Annotated in this window: 20 protein-coding genes; 5 read left to right on the top strand and 15 right to left on the bottom strand. The window is 72.5% G+C overall.

The genetic code is table 11. The features are described from left to right. The first annotated feature begins 5 nt into the window (after positions 1 to 5). Together GA0074694_RS26430 and GA0074694_RS26435 are read left to right on the top strand one after the other, a co-directional pair. Positions 6 to 893: a universal stress protein gene (locus GA0074694_RS26430; RefSeq protein WP_091462700.1), complete on the top strand. Its 888-nt coding sequence runs from the start codon at positions 6 to 8 to the stop codon at positions 891 to 893. A gap of 160 nt (positions 894 to 1053) precedes the next feature. Beyond that, on the top strand, positions 1054 to 1917 hold the full coding sequence (locus tag GA0074694_RS26435) for a universal stress protein (RefSeq protein WP_091462701.1): 864 nt from the start codon (positions 1054 to 1056) through the stop codon (positions 1915 to 1917). Between the two features lie 15 nt (positions 1918 to 1932). Here GA0074694_RS26435 and GA0074694_RS26440 read toward each other — a convergent pair whose 3' ends face one another. The 3 genes from GA0074694_RS26440 to GA0074694_RS26450 form a co-directional block, all read right to left on the bottom strand. Next, entirely contained in the window at positions 1933 to 2538 is a 606-nt protein-coding gene (locus GA0074694_RS26440) for a DNA-3-methyladenine glycosylase (protein ID WP_091462702.1), read from the bottom strand. 107 nt (positions 2539 to 2645) lie between these two features. Continuing rightward, positions 2646 to 3035, bottom strand: coding sequence for an ArsR/SmtB family transcription factor (locus GA0074694_RS26445; protein ID WP_091462703.1), 390 nt, complete (start codon positions 3033 to 3035; stop codon positions 2646 to 2648). A gap of 46 nt (positions 3036 to 3081) precedes the next feature. Then, positions 3082 to 3462: a VOC family protein gene (locus GA0074694_RS26450; RefSeq protein ID WP_425413640.1), complete on the bottom strand. Its 381-nt coding sequence runs from the start codon at positions 3460 to 3462 to the stop codon at positions 3082 to 3084. 135 nt (positions 3463 to 3597) lie between these two features. On the opposite strand from GA0074694_RS26450, the gene GA0074694_RS26455 reads away from it, so the two are divergent. Next, complete coding sequence (locus GA0074694_RS26455; RefSeq protein ID WP_091462704.1) at positions 3598 to 4026, top strand: DNA-binding protein; 429 nt, start codon at positions 3598 to 3600, stop codon at positions 4024 to 4026. Positions 4027 to 4113: 87 nt separating this feature from the next. Continuing rightward, entirely contained in the window at positions 4114 to 4467 is a 354-nt protein-coding gene (locus GA0074694_RS26460; protein WP_091462705.1) for an MmcQ/YjbR family DNA-binding protein, read from the top strand. 47 nt (positions 4468 to 4514) lie between these two features. Here the strand turns inward: GA0074694_RS26460 and argH are convergent, their stop codons facing one another. The 12 genes from argH to GA0074694_RS26520 all read right to left on the bottom strand — a co-directional run bounded on the left by argH (position 4515) and on the right by GA0074694_RS26520 (position 18301). Beyond that, positions 4515 to 5978: an argininosuccinate lyase gene (gene argH, locus GA0074694_RS26465; protein WP_091462706.1), complete on the bottom strand. Its 1464-nt coding sequence runs from the start codon at positions 5976 to 5978 to the stop codon at positions 4515 to 4517. A 17-nt stretch (positions 5979 to 5995) separates the two neighbouring features. Next, on the bottom strand, positions 5996 to 7198 hold the full coding sequence (locus GA0074694_RS26470; RefSeq protein WP_091462707.1) for an argininosuccinate synthase: 1203 nt from the start codon (positions 7196 to 7198) through the stop codon (positions 5996 to 5998). Further along, the gene (locus GA0074694_RS26475; RefSeq protein WP_091462708.1) at positions 7195 to 7710 is read right to left on the bottom strand and encodes an arginine repressor; all 516 of its coding nucleotides are present in this window, start codon (positions 7708 to 7710) and stop codon (positions 7195 to 7197) included. Before GA0074694_RS26475 ends, GA0074694_RS26470 begins: the two co-directional genes overlap by 4 nt. After that, complete coding sequence (gene argF / locus GA0074694_RS26480) at positions 7707 to 8636, bottom strand: ornithine carbamoyltransferase (protein ID WP_091462709.1); 930 nt, start codon at positions 8634 to 8636, stop codon at positions 7707 to 7709. The genes GA0074694_RS26475 and argF overlap by 4 nt, the downstream gene beginning before the upstream one ends. Next, entirely contained in the window at positions 8633 to 9859 is a 1227-nt protein-coding gene (locus GA0074694_RS26485) for an acetylornithine transaminase (RefSeq protein WP_091462710.1), read from the bottom strand. Before GA0074694_RS26485 ends, argF begins: the two co-directional genes overlap by 4 nt. Further along, entirely contained in the window at positions 9856 to 10743 is an 888-nt protein-coding gene (gene argB / locus GA0074694_RS26490) for an acetylglutamate kinase (protein ID WP_091462711.1), read from the bottom strand. The genes GA0074694_RS26485 and argB overlap by 4 nt, the downstream gene beginning before the upstream one ends. Beyond that, complete coding sequence (gene argJ / locus GA0074694_RS26495) at positions 10740 to 11912, bottom strand: bifunctional glutamate N-acetyltransferase/amino-acid acetyltransferase ArgJ (protein ID WP_091462712.1); 1173 nt, start codon at positions 11910 to 11912, stop codon at positions 10740 to 10742. The genes argB and argJ overlap by 4 nt, the downstream gene beginning before the upstream one ends. A gap of 114 nt (positions 11913 to 12026) precedes the next feature. Then, positions 12027 to 13031, bottom strand: coding sequence for an N-acetyl-gamma-glutamyl-phosphate reductase (argC, locus tag GA0074694_RS26500; RefSeq protein WP_091462713.1), 1005 nt, complete (start codon positions 13029 to 13031; stop codon positions 12027 to 12029). Positions 13032 to 13183: 152 nt separating this feature from the next. Further along, the gene (locus GA0074694_RS26505; protein ID WP_245714919.1) at positions 13184 to 14002 is read right to left on the bottom strand and encodes a hypothetical protein; all 819 of its coding nucleotides are present in this window, start codon (positions 14000 to 14002) and stop codon (positions 13184 to 13186) included. Further along, entirely contained in the window at positions 13999 to 16236 is a 2238-nt protein-coding gene (locus GA0074694_RS26510; RefSeq protein ID WP_091462714.1) for a hypothetical protein, read from the bottom strand. Before GA0074694_RS26510 ends, GA0074694_RS26505 begins: the two co-directional genes overlap by 4 nt. Beyond that, complete coding sequence (locus GA0074694_RS26515) at positions 16229 to 17041, bottom strand: hypothetical protein (protein ID WP_091462715.1); 813 nt, start codon at positions 17039 to 17041, stop codon at positions 16229 to 16231. The genes GA0074694_RS26510 and GA0074694_RS26515 overlap by 8 nt, the downstream gene beginning before the upstream one ends. Before the next feature lie 417 nt (positions 17042 to 17458). Then, positions 17459 to 18301 carry an IS5 family transposase gene (locus GA0074694_RS26520; protein ID WP_091453604.1) on the bottom strand — a complete coding sequence of 281 codons (843 nt, stop codon included), beginning with the start codon at positions 18299 to 18301 and terminating at the stop codon, positions 17459 to 17461. Positions 18302 to 18351: 50 nt separating this feature from the next. On the opposite strand from GA0074694_RS26520, the gene GA0074694_RS26525 reads away from it, so the two are divergent. Then, entirely contained in the window at positions 18352 to 19056 is a 705-nt protein-coding gene (locus GA0074694_RS26525) for a Crp/Fnr family transcriptional regulator (protein WP_245714920.1), read from the top strand. The last annotated feature ends 66 nt before the right edge of the window (positions 19057 to 19122 follow it).

Here is a 19122-nt window from a genome sequence, read left to right on the forward strand (position 1 = left end):
ACAGCATGAGCAACAGGTCAGGTGCCCCGGTGGTGGTGGGAGTCGACGGTTCACCCTCGGCACTGCACGCGGTACGGCTGGCGGCCCGGGAGGCGGCGATCCGGAACCGTCCGCTGCGGGTGGTGCACGCGTTCGTCTGGCCGCTGCTGGGCGTACCGCTGGGGCCGGCACCGGACGCGCCGTCGGAGGGCGGGCTGCGGCACCAGGCGGAACGCATCGTCACCGAGGCGGTCGCCGAGGCCGGCAAGGTCGATCCGGAGGTGCCGGTGACCGGGGTGGTGGTCGACGGCGCGCCGACGGCGGTGCTGCTGGCCGAGGCCCGGGACGCCGTGCTGGTGGTGCTCGGCAGCCGGGGGCTCGGCGGGTTCGCCGGCCTGTTGCTCGGCTCGTCGGCCGTGCAGGTCAGCTCGCACGCCGCCTGCCCGGTGCTGGTGGTCCGGGGCGAGCCCCGGGCGGACGGTCCGGTGGTGGTGGGCGTCGACGGTTCCGACCTGTCGGACCTGGCGGTCGCCTTCGCCGTGGAGGAGGCCGCGCGACGCGGGACGGAGCTGGTGGCGGTGCACGCCTGGCTGCACCCGACCCCGCTGGGCCCCGGTGACATGCTGCCGTTGGCGTACGACCTGGACGCGCTGGCCGACGACGAGGAGCGGGTGCTGGTCGAGGCGGTCGCCGGGTGGGCGGAGCGGTACCCGGAGGTGCCGATCCGGCGGCGGCTGGTCCGGGGCGCCCCGGCGCGGGCGCTGGTGGAGGAGTCGCAGACGGCCCAGCTGGTGGTGGTCGGGGCGCGTGGCCGGGGCGGACTGGCCGGCCTGCTGCTCGGCTCGGTCAGCCACGCGGTGCTGCACCACACCCGGTGCCCGGTGGCCATCGTCCGGCACCACGACGCACGGTGAGTCGTACCGGCCACGGCGGTCCGTCGGGCACCGGTCGGGACGGCGCGGGCGACACCCGACCGGTTCCCGGCGGGCCTCCGCGTGGCGTGTCGGCGACCCGGGTGTCGGATAGGGCAGGGTACGTCCAGGACGACGTGACGGACCGGGAACGGGAGGACCGATGAACCGACCTGTCGTGGTGGGGGTGGACGGATCACCGGCGAGCCTGGTCGCGGCGGCGCACGCCGCGCAGGCCGCGGCGCAGCGGTTCCGCCCGTTGCACCTGGTGCACGGCTATCTGCACCCGCTCGGCTACGGCGTGCCGATCAACCCGTACGACGTGGGGCTGCCGGAGCCGAGCGAGGAAGCCCGGAAGATGCTCGACGAGACCGCGGCCGACCTGCGCGGACGCTGGCCGGGCCTGACCGTCGAGGCACGCCAGGTGGCTGGCGGTCCGGGGGCCACGCTGGTCGAGGAGTCCCGCCGTGCCGAGCTGGTGGTGGTCGGCAGCCGAGGTCTCGGCGGCTTCGCCGGGCTGCTGCTCGGCTCGGTCAGCACCCAGGTCGCCGGGCACGCGCAGTGCCCGGTGCTGGTGGTCCGGCCCACCGACCGGCCGGTCCCGGCCGCCGGTCCGGTGCTGGTCGGGGTGGACGGCTCCGAGCTGGCCGAGCTGGCCGTCGGGCACGCCGCCGAGGAGGCCGCCCGTCGGGGCGTGCCCCTGCTGTTGGCGCACGTCGTCCCGCCCGACGCGCCGTCGGCGGACGACTCCGCCGGTGACGTGGGAACGGCTGACCGTCTGCTGACGGAGACGGCCGAGGCGGTGCGCCGCCGGCATCCCGAGCTGGCCGTCTCCACACGTGCCCTGTCGGCGGCCAAGCCCGCGCAGGCGCTCGTCGAGGCCAGCGCGGACGCCGCGCTGGTGGTGGTCGGGAGCCGGGGCCGGGGTGGCTTCGCCGGACTGCTGCTCGGCTCGGTCAGCCAGGCCCTGGTACAACACGCGCAGTGCCCGGTGCTGGTCGCCCACCCGGACGCCCACGCCGGCTGAGCCGCTGGCGGGCGTTCACCCGCGGCGTCGGGGCACGTGGCGGCGGTAGGCGCTGACCGTCGGGTCGCCCGTGATCCAGAAGCGCCACGGCACGTCGTGGGCGGCGGCCACGCCGACGCGCGGCCCCGCCGAGACCGACGAAGGGTCGACCGGACGGGTCGGCGGCGTCAGCAGGAGCGGGCCGGTTCCGTCGACCACGGAGGTGCCGTTCGCCTCGGCACCGATGCCGAGCGCCACGCCCAGCCGGGCCGGGCCGCGCGCCAGATCGCGGTCCGGCACCTCACCGCGCCGCTTGCGGGCGAGTTCCGCCCCGTCGACGACCTCACCGGCGCGCAGCAGGACCGCCGCCGCCTCGCCCTCGGCGCCACAGACGATGTTGAAGCACCAGTGCGCACCGAACACGAAGTAGGCGTAGGCCATGCCGGCGGGCCCGAACATGATGCCGGTACGCGGAGTCGGCCCTCGGTGGGCATGGGAGGCGGGGTCCTCCCCCGTGCCGGCGTACGCCTCGACCTCGCTCAGCCGGATCGTGACCCCGTTGGCGGAGACCTCCCACCCGAGGAGCGACCGGGCGACCGCCGGTATCTGGGCGGCAGGTGCGGTCAACCAGGAGTAGTCCACGCCACCAGGAAACCCGGTGGGGGCCGGGAGCGCAAAACGGGCACGGCAACCACTACGCGCTCGGACCCGAGACGGACGTGGCGCCGCGACGAGCGCGGTGACGTCGGTCAGGAGCGCGCGTCGCCGGTGCCTGCCGGGCCGCCGGCGCCGCCGTCCGGGGCGGGCGGGGCCGACCTGCGCTCCCGCCGGCCCCGGGCCAACTCGGTACCGAGGGCGTCCAGCCGTTGCTCCCAGAACCCTCGGTAACGCGCCAGCCACCGGTCGACCTCGGCCAGCGGGGTCGGATCGACCGCGTAGAGCCGCCGGGTCCCCTGGGCGCGGACGGTGGCGAAGCCGTTCTCCCGCAGCACCCGCAGATGCTGGGAGACCGCCGGCTGGGAGATGCCGAACTCCGCCTGGACGACCGCACCGACCTCGCCCGCCGGGCGCTCGCCGTCGGCGAGCAACTCCAGGATCCGCCGGCGGACCGGGTCGCCCAGGACGTCGAAAGCGTGCACGACACCTCCACCTCCCTGACGCGCGCCCGACGACGGTACCGGGTGGTCAGCCGGCCGGCTGCTGGAGGCTGACCAGGTTGCCGCAGGTGTCGTCGAAGATCGCCGAGACCACCGGGCCGGTCGGCGTCGGGGGCATGGTGAACCGCACGCCGAGAGCGGCGAGCCGGTCGTGTTCCCGCTGGATGTCGTCGGTGCGCATGATGAGCACGGGTAGCCCGGCCTCCCGCAGCCCCTCCTGGTAGGTCTTCGCGATCGGGTTGCCGTTCGGTTCCAGCAGCAACTCGACCCCGTCGGGCTGGTCGGGGGCGACCACGGTCAGCCAGCGCGCCCCGCCGCCCAGGGGGACGTCGTGGCGGACCGCGAAGCCCAGCAGGTCGGTGTAGAACCGCAGCGCCTTCTCCTGGTCGTCGACGAAAATACTGGTCACGGCGACTTTGATCACTGGCACGTCCTCTCGTCGGGATGACTCGGGGAAGCCTTTCAGCCATTGATTATATAAGTCAAGGGTTATAGCGATGAACATTTCGTTGACAACATCGTATTGCCATGCTGGTATGGCGGCATGACCGACAAGCCGTCCCCGTTCCGTCCCCCGCACCCCGGTGCCGAGCGCGCCCGCCGCGACCACACCGCACTCTTCCGGATCACCGAGCGGCACGCCGACACCGACGAGCGGCGACGGCGACATGCCCACGCCTACGTGCCCGAGCCCTACGAGGCGGTCAGCCTGGTGCTCGCGCTGGCCGTCGGCGCGGCCGAGGCGGCACCCGGCGAGGAACCGGTCGACCACGCCGACCTGATGGCCGCGCTGACCCTCGTGCCGCGCGTCCGCGCCGACGTCGACACCCTGGAGGCCGGACTGCTCTCGCTGGCCCGCAGCCGGGGGATGACCTGGCAGGAGATCGCCTTCGGCCTCGGCCTCGGCAGCGCCCAGGCGGCCCGGCAACGCTTCGAGCGGGTCGCCGGCCGGACCGGGACCTCCGCCGGCTGACCGCCGGATGTCACCCCGGCGTGGTAGGCATGCCGGTGTCCCCTCGCACACACGTGAGGCGGGGACGGGCCGGGAGGGAGCGACGCGGTGACCCGCGACGAGATGCTGGCGTACTGCCTGGGAAAACCGGGCGCCTGGGAGGACCACCCCTGGGAGGACGACACGGTGGTCAAGGTCGGCAGCCGGATCTTCGCCTTCCTCGGGAGCCCGGACGCGGCGACCGTCGGGGTCAAGTGCGGTCCGGACCGTGACGTCGCCGACGAGTGGCTGCACCGGTACCCGGAGGACGCCCGGCCCTCCGCCTACATCGGCCGGTCCGGCTGGAACACGCTGCGCCTCGACGGCGCGATCGCCGACGACGAGCTACGCGAAGCGGTCGACGCCTCGTACGACACGATCGTGGCCAAGCTGCCGAAACGCGAGCGGCCGACCGCGTCCTGACCGACGTCGCGGCGTACGGGTGTCCCCGCACGCCGCGACGGCCACGCTCAGCGGGGGACGACCGTCTCGGCGGCCCACTCCCGCCAGCCGGCCAGTTGGTCGGCGGCGGCGGCGAGCTGGTCGGCGACCGGGCCGGGCCCGGTCGAGCCGGGCGTGGTCCGGGCCGCCAGCGCCGAGCGGACCGAGAGCACGTCCCGCACCGACGGGTCGAGGTGCCCGCTGACCGCCGCCAGGTCGGCGTCGGAGACCTCGTCGAGGGCGCAGTCCCGGGCCACGCAGAGCGCCACGAGCCGGCCGGTGATCTCGTGTGCCTCGCGGAACGGCACGTTGCGCCGGACCAGCCAGTCGGCGACCTCGGTGGCCAGCGAGAAACCGACCGGCGCGGCGGCGACCAGCCGGTCCACCCGCACCGTCATGGTGGAAATCATCCCGGCGAGGGCGGGCAGCAGCAGCTCCAGGGTGTCGACCGCGTCGAAGGCCGGCTCCTTGTCCTCCTGCATGTCCCGGTCGTAGGTCATCGGCAGGCCCTTGAGCATGGTCAGCACGCTCATCAGCCCGCCGACCAGACGACCGGACTTGCCCCGGGCCAGCTCGGCGACGTCCGCGTTCTTCTTCTGCGGCATGATCGACGACCCGGTGGCGAAGGCGTCGTCCAGCTCGACCCAGCCGAACTCGTGCGACGTCCAGAGCACCACCTCCTCGCCGAGGCGGGACAGGTGCACCCCGATCATCGCGGTGACGAAGAGGAACTCGGCGACGAAGTCCCGGTCGGCGACCGCGTCCATCGAGTTCGCGAACGAGGTGCGGAAACCCAGCTCCTTGGAGACGGCCACCGGGTCCAGCGGCAGGCCGGAACCGGCGAGCGCACCCGCGCCGAGCGGGCTCACCGCGGTGCGGTGGTCCCAGTCGCGCAGCCGCTCCAGGTCCCTCAGCAGCGGGTGCACGTGCGCCAGCAGCCAGTGGCCGAAGGTGACCGGCTGGGCGTGCTGGAGGTGGGTCATCCCCGGCGCGGCGGTGTCGACGTGCCGTCCGGCCTGCTCCACCAGGGCCTCGGCCAGCTCGACCAGCCGGGCGGCCACCCCCCGGGCGTGGTCGCGCAGGTAGAGCCGCAGGTCGGTGGCGACCTGGTCGTTGCGGGACCGGCCGGCGCGCAGCTTGCCGCCCAGGGTGCCCAGGCGTTCCAGCAGACCCCGCTCCAGGGCGGTGTGCACGTCCTCGTCGTCGACGGTGGGGCGGAACGCCCCGGAGGCGCAGGCCGCCTCCAGGTCGTCGAGGGCGGCGAGGATCCGGCCCAGTTCGTCCGGGTCGAGCAGGCCGGCGCCGGCCAGGACCCGGGCGTGCGCCCGGGAGCCGGCGATGTCGTACGGGGCCAGGCGCCAGTCGAACTGCACGCTCACCGACAGTCGGGCCAGGGCCTCCGACGGGCCACCGGCGAACCGGCCACCCCAGAGGCTCGTCCGGTTGGTCGCGGCACTGTTCTCGGTCAGACTCTTGTCGTCCACCCCGCCCATTGTGGTGGTCACCGCCGTCAGCCGCCCAGCCGGGCGTCCCGGGCCGCGGCCATCTTGCTCGGCAGGCCCCACAGCTGCACGAAGCCCTTGGCCAGGGACTGGTCGAAGGTGTCCCCGGTGTCGTAGGTGGCCAGGCCGAAGTCGTAGAGGCTGGCCTCGGAACGCCGGCCGGTGACGGTGGCCCGCCCGCCGTGCAGGGTCAGCCGCACCTCGCCGGAGACCTGCTGCTGGGCGTCGTCGATGAAGGCGTCCAGCGCCCGCTTGAGCGGGGAGAACCAGAGGCCGTCGTAGACCAGCTCGCCCCAGCGCTGGTCGACGCCGCGCTTGAACCGGGCCAGGTCCCGCTCGACGGTGACCGCCTCCAGTTCCTGGTGGGCGGTGATCAGGGCGATCGCGCCCGGGGCCTCGTACACCTCGCGGCTCTTGATGCCGACGAGCCGGTCCTCGACCATGTCCAGCCGGCCGACCCCCTGCGCACCGGCCCGCCGGTTCAGCTCACCGATCGCCTGGTACGGGGTGACGGTCTCCCCGTCGATCGCCACGGGCACACCGGCGTCGAAGGTGATGACCACCTCGTCGGCGTCGCGCGGCTCCGCCGGGTCGGACGTGTACGAGTAGAGGTCCTCGATCGGACCGTTCCAGATGTCCTCCAGGAAGCCGGTCTCCACCGCCCGGCCCCAGAGGTTCTGGTCGATCGAGTACGGCGACTTCGCCGACACGTCGATCGGCAGTCCCTTCTCCTCGGCGAAGGCGATCGCCTTGTCCCGGGTCCAGGCGAAGTCCCGGGCCGGGGCGATGATCTTCAGGTCCGGGGCGAGCGCGGCCAGGCCGACCTCGAAGCGGACCTGGTCGTTGCCCTTGCCGGTGCAGCCGTGCGAGACGATGGTGCCGCCGTGCGTGCGGGCCGCCGCGACCAGGTGCTTGACGATCAGCGGCCGGCTGAGCGCGGACACCAGCGGGTAGCGGTCCATGTAGAGGGCGTTGGCCCGCATCGCGGGCAGGCAGTACTCGGCGGCGAACTCGTCGCGCGCGTCGACCACCTCGGACTCCACCGCGCCGCAGTCCAGCGCGCGCTGCCGGATGGCGTCGAGGTCCTCGCCGCCCTGCCCGACGTCGACCGCGACCGCGATCACCTCGGCGCCGGTCTGCTCGGCCAGGTAGGGAATGGCGACGGAGGTGTCCAGCCCTCCGGAGTACGCCAGGACGACCCGCTCGGTCATGATGTGGTGCTCCCTTCAACGTTCTCTTCCCGGCGGGACCAGGCACTGAGCTTCTCGCCCAGCGCGGCCCCGCCGGTGCCCTCGCGGGCCACGACGAGGATGGTGTCGTCGCCGGCGATGGTGCCGACGACCTCGGGCAGGCCCGCTCGGTCGAGCGCGCTGGCCAGGTAGTGCGCCGCACCCGGAGGGGTGCGCAGGACGGCGATGTTGCCGCTGGCGTCCACGCCGTTGAGCAGTTCGCGCAGCAGCCGGACCAGCCGGGTCGGCGCGGTCTCCGCGTCACGCAGCGGCCGGTGGCCGTCCTCGGGGATCAGGTAGACGCCTCGGCCGTCGCCGCCGCGCACGGTCACCGCGCCCAGTTCCTTCAGGTCCCGCGACAGGGTGGCCTGGGTGACCTGGACGCCGTCGGCGGCCAGCCGGTCGGCCAGCTCGGTCTGCGAGTGGACGGCGGTGTCGCGGATCAGCTCGACGATGCGGGCGTGCCGGGCGGTACGGGTCGACGGGGCGGTCATGACGGGGGTGCCTCCAGGAGAAACGTCAGCAGCGCCTTCTGGGCGTGCAGGCGATTCTCCGCCTGGTCGAAGACCGCGCTCTGCGGGCCGTCGAGCACCTCGTCGGTGATCTCCTCGCCCCGGTGCGCCGGCAGGCAGTGCAGCACGATCGCGTCCGGCGCGGCGTGCCCGAGGAGTTCCTTGCCGACCTGGTACGGCAGGAACGGGGTGATCCGGTCCAGCCCGTCCGCCTCCTGCCCCATCGAGGTCCAGGTGTCGGTGGCGACCACGTCGGCGTCGGCCACTGCGGCGACCGGGTCGGTCAGCGCCCGTACCGAGCCGCCGGTGCCGGCGGCGATCTCGGCCGCCCGGCTCAGCACGGCCGGGTCCGGAGCGAACCCGTCCGGCCCGGCGACCCGGACGTGCATCCCGGCCGTCGCCCCGGCCAGCAGGTACGAGTGGGCGAGGTTGTTCGCCGCGTCCCCCACGTACGCCAGGGTCCGTCCGGCGGTGCCGCCGCACCGCTCCCGGACGGTGAGCAGGTCGGCGAGGAGCTGGCAGGGGTGGAAGCCGTCGGTGAGCGCGTTGACCACCGGCACGGTGGCCGCCTCGGCGACCTCGGCGATCCGGTCGTCGCCGTGGGTGCGCAGCACGATCGCCGCCACGTACCGGGAGAGCACCCGGCCCGCGTCGGCAAGGGTCTCGCCCCGGCCGAAGTGGGTGACCTGCGTGTCCACCACCAGCGGGTGACCGCCCAGCTCGGCGATGCCGACGTCGAAGGAGAACCGGGTGCGCAGGCTCTGCTTGTCGAAGAGCACCGCCACCGAGCGGGGACCGGCCAGGGGCCGGTAGCCGAACCGGTCGGCCTTCATCCGGGCCGCCAGGTCCAGTACGGCCGCCTGCTCGGCGGGGGTCAGGTCGTCGTCCCGCAACAGGTGCCGGGTCATGGAAGTGTCTCCGGGGTGGTCGTCGGGACGGTGGCGGGGCTCGACGCGGCGGCCGGGACCGCCGCCGCGTCGAGGGCTGCGGGCAGGGCGGCGAGGAAGGCGTCGACCTGCTCGGCGGTGAGGACGAGCGGCGGGGCCAGCCGGACGACGTCCGGTTGCACCGGGTTGACCAGGAACCCGGCGGCCCGCAGCGCCTCGGTGACCGGCTTCGACACCGGCGCGGCGAGCACCACGCCGAGCAGCAGGCCCGCGCCGCGTACCCCGGTGACCAGCGGGTGGCCGAGCGCCTCGACCCCCCGGCGGAGCCGCTCACCGACCCGCTTCACATGGTCGAGCAGCCCCTCGCTGGCGATGGTGGAGACCACCGCGAGCGCCGCGGCGCAGCTGACCGGGTTGCCGCCGAAGGTGGTGCCGTGCGAGCCGGGACCGAGCAGGTCGGCGGCCCGGCCGAAGGCCAGGCAGGCCCCGATCGGCAGCCCGCCGCCGAGCCCCTTGGCCAGGGTGACCAGGTCGGGCTCGATCCCCTCGGCCTGGTGCGCGAACCAGTGGCCGGTCCGGCCGACGCCGGTCTGCACCTCGTCGAGCACCAGCAGCGCGCCGTGCCGGGCGGTGACCCGCCGGGCCTCGGCGAGGTAGCCGGCGGGCGGTACGACGACGCCGTTCTCCCCCTGGACCGGTTCGAGGATCACCATGGCCGTGGCGTCGGTGACCGCCGCGGCGAGCGCTGCCGCGTCGCCGTACGGGGCGTGGGTGACGTCGCCGGGCAGCGGGCGGAACGGGTCGGCCTTGGCCGGCTGACCGGTGAGCGCCAACGCACCCATGGTGCGGCCGTGGAAGCCGCCCTCGGTGGCGACCACGTGGGTGCGCCCGGTGAGCCGGGAGAGCTTGAACGCCGCCTCGTTGGCCTCCGCGCCGGAGTTGGCGAAGAAGACCCGGCCCGGCCGGCCGGCGAGGGCGAGCAGCAGCTCGGCCAGGGCGACCGGTGGTTCGGCGACGAACAGGTTGGAGACGTGGCCCAGGGTGGCGATCTGCTTCGACACGGCGGCCACCACCGCCGGGTGGGCGTGGCCGAGCGCGTTGACCGCGATCCCGCCGACCAGGTCGACGTACTCCCGGCCCGCCTCGTCGACCACGACGGCGCCGCGCCCGGCGACCAGCCCGAGCGACGGGGTGCCGTAGTTGTCCATCATCGCCTGGGACCAGCGTTCGACCAGCGTGCTCATGACGGGATCACCATCGTTCCGAACCCTTCCGAGGTGAACACCTCGAGCAGTGTGGAGTGGGCGACGCGGCCGTCCACCACGTGCGCGGCGGGGACGCCGCCGCGCACCGCCCGCAGGCACGCCTCCATCTTCGGGACCATGCCGGACTCCAGCCGGGGCAGCAGCTCCGCCAGGTCGTCGACGGTGATCTCGCTGACCAGGCTGGTGGTGTCCGGCCAGTCCGTGTAGAGACCGGGCACGTCGGTGAGGACGACGAGCTTGCGGGCCCGCAGGGCGACGGCGAGCGCGGCGGCGGCGGTGTCGGCGTTGAGGTTGTGCAGCACCCCGTCGGCGTCCGGCGCGACGGTCGAGATCACCGGGATCCGGCCGGCGGCGACCAGGTCGGTCACCGCGGAGACGTCGACCGACCCGACGTCCCCGACCAGGCCGATGTCGACCGGCTTCCCGTCAACGTAGGCGGGCCGGCGCACGGCGGTGAAGAGCCGGGCGTCCTCGCCGGAGAGGCCGACCGCGAACGGGCCGTGGGCGTTGATCAGGCCGACGAGTTCCCGGCCGACCTGGCCGACCAGGACCATCCGGACGACCTCCATCGCCTCGCCGGTGGTGACCCGCAGGCCGCCCCGGAACTCGCTGGTGATGCCGAGCCGGTCGAGCATCGCGGAGATCTGCGGCCCCCCGCCGTGCACCACCACCGGCTTCAGGCCGGCGTGGCGGAGGAACACCATGTCGGTGGCGAAGGCCCGCTGGAGTGCCGGGTCGATCATCGCGTTGCCGCCGTACTTGACGACCACGGTGGCCCCGGCGAAGCGGGCCAGCCAGGGCAGCGCCTCGATCAGCGTGGCGGCCTTGGCCTGGGCGCGGGTGAGATCGCTGGTCAGGGTCATGAGGAGTAGGCCGAGTTCTCGTGCACGTACGCGTGGGACAGGTCGTTGGTCCAGACGGTGGCCTGGTCGCCGCCGGCGTGCAGGTCGATCCGGATGGTGACGTCCCGACCGGTCAGGTCGACCTTCGAGCGGTCCTCGGCGGCGGCCCCGCCCCGGCACACCCAGACGCCGTTGACGGCGACGTCGACGCCGTCCGGCTCGAAGGCGGCGGCGGTGGTGCCGACGGCGGCGAGGATCCGTCCCCAGTTCGGGTCGTTGCCGAAGAGCGCGGTCTTGACCAGGTTGTTCCGCGCGACCGCGCGACCCACCTCGACCGCGTCGTCGGCGTCGGCCGCGCCGACCACCTCGATGGCGATCTGCTTGGTGGCGCCCTCGGCGTCGGCGAGGAGCTGCTGGGCCAGGTCGTGGCAGGCGGCGGTGACCGCGGCGGTCAGCTCCGCTTCGGTCGGCTCGATACCGGAAGCGCCGCTGGCCAGCAGAAGCACGGTGTCGTTGGTGGACATGCAGCCGTCCGAGTCGATCCGGTCGAAGGTGACCCGGCAGGCGGCGCGCAGCGCGGCGTCGAGCGCGGCGGGGCCGGCGACCGCGTCGGTGGTGAGCACGCAGAGCATGGTCGCCATGGCCGGGGCGAGCATGCCCGCGCCCTTGGCCATCCCGCCGACGGTCCAGCCGGTGCCCCGGACGAGGGTGGTCTTCGGTCGGGTGTCGGTGGTCATGATCGCCTCGGCGGCGTCGTCCCCACCGTCCCGGGAGAGTCCCCGGATCGCCGCCCGCACGCCGGTGAGCAGCTTCGGCATCGGCAGCCGCTCGCCGATCAGCCCGGTGGAGCAGATCGCCACGTCGCCCGCGCCGAGCCGCAGGCGAGGGCTGGCCGAGGTGAGCGCGGCGGCGGTGTGCTCGGCGGTGGCGTGGGTGTCCTGGAAGCCGGCCGGGCCGGTGCACGCGTTCGCGCCGCCCGAGTTGAGCACCACCGCGCGGACCACGCCGCCCCGGACGACCTGCTGGGTCCAGAGCACGGGGGCGGCCTTGACCCGGTTTGCGGTGAACACCCCGGCCACGGTGGCGTCGGGACCGTCGTTGACGACGAGGGCGATGTCGGAGGCGCCGCTGGTCTTGAGCCCGGCGGCGACGCCGGACGCCCGGAACCCCCGGGGCGCGGTGACGGTCACCGTGTCCTCCTTTCGTTCGCGACTGCGGGGCTCCGCTGCGCTGCACTCCTCACGCTCACGGGGCTCTCCTTTCGTTCGCGACTGCGGGGCTCCGCTGCGCTGCACTCCTCACGCTCACGGGGCGATCCCCCAGACGGAGAGGCCGGTGGTCTCGGGCAGGCCGAGCATCAGGTTGGCGCACTGCACCGCCTGGCTGGCCGCGCCCTTGCCGAGGTTGTCGATCGCGCTGACCACGATCACCCGACCGCTGTCGGCGTCCCGGGTGGCCTGGAGGTGACAGGAGTTGGAGCCGAGCGTGGCGGCGGTGTGCGGCCAGCGCCCCTCGGGCAGCAGATGCACGAAGGGCTCGTCCGCGTACGCCTCGGCGAGCACCGCGCGCGGGTCCACGTCGGCAGTGGCCGGTACGGCGGTGACCGTGGCGAGGATGCCGCGCGGCATCGGCGCGAGGACCGGGGTGAAGCTCAGCCCGGTCGCGCCGCTGGCCTGCTTGATCTCGGGCACGTGCTGGTGCGCGCCGACCTTGTAGGGCGAGAGGTCGCCCATCACCTCGCTGCCCAGCAGGTGCGACTTGGCCGTCCGGCCGGCGCCGGAGGTGCCGGAGGCGGCGACCACGACCACGTCGGCGGGCGAGACCGCCCCGGCGGCGACCAGCGGCGCGAGCGCGAGGGTGGTGGCCACCGCGTAGCAGCCGGTGGCGGCGACCCGGTCGGCGGCGGCGATCGCCGCGCGCTGGCCGGCCAGCTCGGGCAGGCCGTAGGTCCAGGTCCCGGCGTGCGGGCCCTCGTAGTACCGCTGCCAGGCGGCGGCGTCGGCCAGTCGGTGGTCGGCCCCGAGGTCGACCACCCGCACCGTCGGGGGAAGCGTGGCGGCGAGCGCCGCCGACTCGCCGTGCGGCAGGGCCAGGAAGACCAGGTCCGCGTCGGCCAGGGCCGCCGGGTCGGTGACGGCGAAGGTCAGGTCCAGCCCGGCCAACTGCGGATGTACGGCGGCGACCGGCTGGCCCGCCTGGCTGTGCGCGGTGGCGGCGACGAGGTCGAACTCCGGGTGCCCCGCGATCAGGCGCAGCAGCTCGCCCCCGGCGTAGCCGCTCGCCCCCGCGACCGCGATTCGGATACCCATACCCACCTCCGCATGACTATGCAGTCAGGCTAGCAGGAGCGAGATCCGAACCGCAAATTCCTACGGAGCACTGCATGACGATGGATTGGGTGTGCGGTACAGCCGTATCGACTTCGGCGCGGACAGCACCGGCACACCCAACACGGCAACGGTCAGGTCGGCTCCACGGCCAGCCCGTACTGACGCTGGTGGGCGCGGATCGCCGCATCCCATGCCTCGGTGTACTCCGACGGGCCGAGCCCCAGGTCATGGTGCCCCTTCAGAGCATCCCGAAGCAGATCGGCCAGCTCCATGGGCACCCGTCGGCGCTCTTCGGCGTACTCGCCGAAGACCTGGGCGAACTGCTTCTCTGTCAGGCGTGCCGCATGTCGGGTGACCGGATCGTCGTGCAGGTTGCAGAGCACTTCGCGCCATCGACTGGTCAGCTCCTCCGCCTGCCGGGTACGCAGAGTGGCCAGCTCGTGTGCACACTCAAGACTGATCCGCTCCTCCCAGTACGGCCGCAGGCGCTCGCGGATCCGCTGATCGGGCAGTACGCGTACCTGGACGGTGAACCGCGGGCCCTCACCCGTGCGGGGCCAGGACTTGCCGGCGAAGTGGGCGTTCAAGTCCTGTTCCAGCTGGTGCGACCGGTGCGGTTCGCGTCGCCGGGCGAGGTCGGCCGACTGGTCCCGGACGAGGTGGCCGGCCCAGCCGAGGTAACCGTCGATCCGCTCGCGAAACTCACTGAAAGACCCGCCCTTCCCCGTCCAGGTGTAGGCGGGGTGCACGTGGAAGTCAAAGGCGTCCCCCATGGCCGGCACGCGCAACGGTTCCGGCGCCTCCCGGCGTAGCACCAGGTTTGCGAGCGGCGGCGGGGCCGGCGCAGTGATGAGCACCTCCGGCGCGGTCGTGTGGGTGGAGTCCCGCCACCAGCGGCTGAACCGCGCACAGAGCGACGTGACGGATCGATCGGACGAGAAGACGGTCATGTCAGGTCCTCGACAGCGAGTTGGGCGACAGCGGGGAGCAGGCGGTTCTGGGGCATGATCGGGCGCCACACATGACGTACCTGGTGGCGGAGGCGACGCCGGAGTTGGGGTGTCGTGATGACGGCCCGTAGCAACTCCAGGCATGCGTCCGCGACTCCGAGACGACCGTCGGCTTGGTTGATCCAGTAGCCGACGATCCGCCAGGACCGGTAGGCCGTCGCAGGCAGGCACAAAGCGGTGCGCAGGAGCACCACCAGGTCGAACAATGGGACGGCGTTCGCACGCAGCAGGTCGAGCAGTTCGGGCCAGTGGTCGTCGGGAGCCGGCGACCACCGTTCGGCGAGTAGCCGGAACGTCCGCGCCGCGTGCAGACACAGTTCCGGCTCGCCGCTGACCGCCCACCGGGCCAGCTCGTGCAACATCAGGGCGCTCTGGCCGCTCTCGTGAATGTCGACGAGGGCCCGACCCACCGAGTTGTGCCAGCGCTGCGACCGGAACTGCGCGGCCAGCCGGAGCTGGGCCAATGCCACGTCCGGCCACAGTCGGGCGAGTCCCAACGCGTACGCCCGGGCGACCGTGTCACGCTGGTAGGCCCTTCCGCTCGCCCAGCGGGACAACTGGGTCCGTACCCGGTGCCGCAAGGGACGCTGCATGGCCATGGCGACGAGGGCGATGCCGGCCGCCTGGCGCACCCTGGCCCGCTGGGCCCGGGCGAGATCATCCACCAGTGCCAGCGCCGCGTCGACATCCCGGCCGGCAGCCCAGCCGATCGCCGCTGCCCCAGCCTGCCGTATCGCCGAGTCGGTGGAGCGGGCGAGGGCGCCGAACCAGCCGAGTAACCGCTCTGGCGCCCACTCGGACCAGGCCACGTCGAGCAGGTTCCGCCGAAGTTCTTCCTCCGTGGGACGGAAACGCAACCGACGACGGCTCGACGCCACGTCGTCGGGTTCGATCACGACTGCCTGGGACAGCACGCCACCCAGCAACGCATCCAGATCCGGTCCCCGGAGTCCGGCGTCGGGGCCGGATACCGGCTCGTCAAGGTACGGGCGGAGCAGCCGGTGCGCCGCGTCGTGAATCTCCGTCACGGTCTGTCCGGCCAGCACCGCGCACGAGAGCCGGAATGCCCGTAGGTGATCTGCGCCACCGGGATACGTGTCCGCCGACGGGGCCAGGATTTCCCGGGCCCGTTGGCGCACCTGCTGCGGCAGCAACTGGTCGAGCGCCCGGGCGAGTCGGTTGCCGGACGGGGTACGTTCCGCGATCGCCGCGACCACCTGCACCACCTCCCAGGGTCGTGGCGTTCCGGCCAGGTATGCCTTCAGGGCAGGCTGGGAGAGGCACTCGTCGTCCAGGTAGGACTGCACGCAGTCACCCTGGCACTCCCCAGCGCAAGCGCCGAGGCAGTCGCCGCGCAGGTGCCGCCACAGCTGTGCCGCGAACACATCCACCGGGGCGGGCGCCCTGTGGACGACGGTCGGCACCGACAACCCGTACTCGGTCCCGCCTGCGGTCAGCAGGATGACGGTGCAGCGACGGTTCGCAGCGCGGGTGGCGAGGCCGGCGAGGACCAGGCCGTCGACACCCGGCGGCCCCGGGTCCGGGACGACGTAACCGACACCGCTCGTGAACAGCCCGTCGACCCCGGCCAGGTCAGCCAGGTCGGCCGCCGTGAGGACGGCGACGCGGTCCGGGCCGTACCGTCGAGCCAGAGCCAGACACGCGGTGGAGTGGCGCCCGCTTCCGTCCGCTCCGGCCAGCCGCACCAACGGGTCCCGATTGATCGCCTGGTCGAGCAGTTCGTCGGTGGCCGTCGGCGCGTACCCGTCCCCCATCTGGCGTACCTGCGTGGCGGTCAGTTCCTCACACCACACCCGCTCACTGCCATCGGCACCGGTCCGTACAGTGAGGGTGTTGATCGCGACCGCCCTGTGTCCGGTGGCGTTGGCACCCCGGACCCGCACGTTCCCGGTGCGGACGGCGCCGAGCCGACCGAACAGGTCCTCGATGCCGGAGATGACGACGCGCGGATCGGGTGCCTCGACCTCCTCCTCGATCAGGGCCTCGTCGTCGGCCGGCGTCTCGGTCGGGTCCGGGGCATGCTCGGCCTCCGGCGCCTGGCCCGCCGCAGCGCCGTCGTCTGACGGCCATGGTCGCCCGGTAGTCGCGTCGAAGCCGGCCCCCTCAGCGGAGACCCACTCCTCATCCTCGATGGGATACCCGTCCTCACTCAAGGCCGGCTCCCCCCGAAATGGGCGTCGCCCCGACGGATCCGATCGCGGTCGTGCCGTGACCGATCGCGTTGGCACCGTCCACTCGCACGTCCCCGGTGTGGATCGCACCATTGCCGGGACCCGACGGGTTACGCGGGTTGCGTGGCCCACGCCGGCGCGCCGGAGATCCTCCGTCCGGGCGGTCCTCGCCCCCTTCGACGAGTCCGGTACGCGACGGACGCAGGTCCTCGTCCACCACACAGATCCACGCCGACTCCCGGAACTCCTTGTCCGGGTGGCGCACCTCGACCCGCCGGAACCGGTCCGGCCGCAGCTCCTCCGGATACTCGGTGACGACATCCCGGTAGATGTCCGAGGAGACGATCAATCCGACCCCGGCGTTCGGAAACTGCGCAAGCGCCTGCTTCAGCGGCTTCGCCTCACAGAGCCGGCACACCTCGATGACCGCGTGGCCGGGAAAGCCGTTCGCCCCGTCGAGGTGCACCAGCCCCTGGTGGATGGAGACGCGCAGCCGGATCCGCGCCTCTGGGATCCGGCTGCTGTTGTAGGCCCGCAGTATCCGGTTCAGCTCCGGCACGAAACGTCCGAGCAGCAACGGCTCACGGACGTCCGGAGGCAGGATCGCCAGTTCCCCGTCACCGGCCTGCTGGGTCTTCCACTGGACCCGGTCCAGTCCGACGGCGTTGGCCGCCTCGTGCAGCACCTGCTGGAACGCTTGCTGCGCCTCGTACTGGTGCCGGTTTCCCCGACGGCTGTAACGCTCCATGTCGACGGCGATCAGCAGCCGTCGTTCGGGATGGTTCATCTCCCATGTCCTCCATCGCTGACGCACCGGGTGGCGCGTCACCCGGACATGAGATCGCCAGCACAGCGGCGAGACCCCGTACTAGTACGGTTTGTCGCCCCGCCGTCAACCCGTTCCATGAGGGGGTTTTCCGCAGCGGTCCGGGGTCTGCTCGACTCATGACCGCACACCTCGTCGAGGCACTGCTCGATGCCGGGATCTCCCCGGCGGCCCTGATCCTCCTGGTGGCCCTGGCGGCACTCACGGAGTCACTCCACCTTGTACGTTCATCACGAGGCGCACCAGCGTGGTTACGCTTGGTCACGACCAGATTTGGGAGGAGAGCGCACGTGCCGATGCCGCGACATGGGGACAAGGGCGACTGGCCGTACGGCACATTCCTGCAACGCCTTAGAGGTCGCGCGGAATGGTTGTTGATCATCGGCGGCGGGCGGGTCGGTTGTTCCACCGGTAGAGGGTCCATGCACGCCGGATGAGGCTGCGGACGGTGATGATCGCGTCGGCGAGGTCGAAGAAGGCGTCGATGACCTTCTCTGTTCGTTCGTAGCAGCGTTGCAGCCGGTTGAACGCGTTGTGCCAGCTGTTCGTCCGTTCGACGTGCCACCGTTGGCTCGCCTGGATGGGCGCCTTGTCGCCCTTGTGGGCGATCTCACCGGTCAGGCCGCGCTCGGCCAGCAGGGCGCGGGTGACCTGGGAGTCGTATCCGGCGTCGAGGTGCACCGTGATGGCCTGGGGTAGTGGGCCGAGGTCGTCGAGGTGGTCGAGGGTGGGGCCGAGCAGGGGTGAGTCGTGTCGGTTCGCGCCGGCCAGGACCCGGCCGAGGGGGATGCCGTAGCCGTCGACCATCAACGAGCGTTTCATGCCCTGCTTGCCCCGGTCGACCGGTGAGCGTCCGGCGGCCTCGCCGCCGCCGGGAGCCTTGGTGATGCAGCCGTCCACGGCGATGTCGTCGAGGACCAGGCCGACGAGCCGGTCGTAGGCGTCCAGGGCGATCTGTTTGAGCTGGGCGAACACCCCAAGCTCTATCCACTCGTCACGGCGGCCGCGGATCGTGGTGGCCGAACAGGTGGCATCGGCGATCGCCTCGTAGGCGCAGCCGAACCGCAACACCTGGACCAGCTTGTCGAACACGATGCGGTCATCGATCCGCTTGCGGTGACAGCCCAGCGGATGTGTCGGTTGGTAGGTCGGCCGATCGGGGAGCAGCGCGGCGAACTGGACCCACAACGGCTCGATCAGCCATGCTGGGATGGCAGGCACAGAACCTCCCGTGATCACGGAGCGTCAGCAACTTCATGATCACCAGTTCTGTGTCTGCATCCGTTCAGGCGCGCCGATCAACCCACCATTCCGCGCGACCTCTTACTCCATCGGCCCGGACCGCGCTGTTCGATCTCGGCGTACGCCGACAGGTCGACGCCGGGCAGATCGTCATCCACGAGGGGTTCCGGGAGTCACACCTGGTCCTGCTGGAGGAGGGGCTCACCAAGGTGACCGCGAACCTGCCCGACGGGCGTACCGCGCTCCTCGCCCTACGGATTGGCGGAGACCTGGTTGGCGAGATGTCCGCGCTGAACGGCGAGCCCCGCTCGGCGACCATCACCACCTGCCGACCGACCCGTTACAGCGTCATCCGGCCCGACCGCTTCAAACTGTTCCTGCGGAACCATCCCGACGCCGCATTGGAACTGGCGGCGATGGTCTCGGACCGCCTTCGCTGGTCAAACCGCCGCCGGATCGACTTCACGGGCTACGGGGTCAAGGAGCGGGTGGCCCGAGTCATCGCGGAGATGTGCCGCACTCACGGTCGGCAGCAACGGGACGGCGTGGTGATCGACGTCCGGCTCACCCAGCCGGAACTGGCCACCATCTGCGGTGCCGCCGAGACATCGGTCCACAAGGCGCTCCGCGAGCTCCGTGGTGACGGCCTTGTAGAGACGGACTACCGACGGATCACCGTCCGGGATCTGCCAGGCCTGCAGAAGGCGGGGAAGCTCGACCCCGCCGCCGGATGAGCACCGCAGCAACGGGCCGGCTCGGGTGTCTGCAGGGGCCCCCTGCTCCACAGAAAGCGGTAACAA

Source organism: Micromonospora inyonensis, from assembly GCF_900091415.1.
GTDB classification, from domain to species: Bacteria; Actinomycetota; Actinomycetes; order Mycobacteriales; family Micromonosporaceae; genus Micromonospora; species Micromonospora inyonensis.

What these genes read in the sequence shown, in the direction of transcription:
- GA0074694_RS26485 (WP_091462710.1), bottom strand. Translation starts at nt 9,859, where the DNA reads ATGAGCACGCTGGTCGAACGCTGGTCCCAGGCGATGATGGACAACTAC.
- argC (WP_091462713.1), bottom strand. Translation starts at nt 13,031, where the DNA reads ATGGGTATCCGAATCGCGGTCGCGGGGGCGAGCGGCTACGCCGGGGGC.
- GA0074694_RS26515 (WP_091462715.1), bottom strand. Translation starts at nt 17,041, where the DNA reads ATGAACCATCCCGAACGACGGCTGCTGATCGCCGTCGACATGGAGCGT.
- GA0074694_RS26430 (WP_091462700.1), top strand. Translation starts at nt 6, where the DNA reads ATGAGCAACAGGTCAGGTGCCCCGGTGGTGGTGGGAGTCGACGGTTCA.
- argB (WP_091462711.1), bottom strand. Translation starts at nt 10,743, where the DNA reads ATGACCCTGACCAGCGATCTCACCCGCGCCCAGGCCAAGGCCGCCACG.
- GA0074694_RS26455 (WP_091462704.1), top strand. Translation starts at nt 3,598, where the DNA reads ATGACCGACAAGCCGTCCCCGTTCCGTCCCCCGCACCCCGGTGCCGAG.
- GA0074694_RS26435 (WP_091462701.1), top strand. Translation starts at nt 1,054, where the DNA reads ATGAACCGACCTGTCGTGGTGGGGGTGGACGGATCACCGGCGAGCCTG.
- argH (WP_091462706.1), bottom strand. Translation starts at nt 5,978, where the DNA reads ATGGGCGGGGTGGACGACAAGAGTCTGACCGAGAACAGTGCCGCGACC.
- argF (WP_091462709.1), bottom strand. Translation starts at nt 8,636, where the DNA reads ATGACCCGGCACCTGTTGCGGGACGACGACCTGACCCCCGCCGAGCAG.
- GA0074694_RS26475 (WP_091462708.1), bottom strand. Translation starts at nt 7,710, where the DNA reads ATGACCGCCCCGTCGACCCGTACCGCCCGGCACGCCCGCATCGTCGAG.
- GA0074694_RS26505 (WP_245714919.1), bottom strand. Translation starts at nt 14,002, where the DNA reads ATGACCGTCTTCTCGTCCGATCGATCCGTCACGTCGCTCTGTGCGCGG.
- GA0074694_RS26470 (WP_091462707.1), bottom strand. Translation starts at nt 7,198, where the DNA reads ATGACCGAGCGGGTCGTCCTGGCGTACTCCGGAGGGCTGGACACCTCC.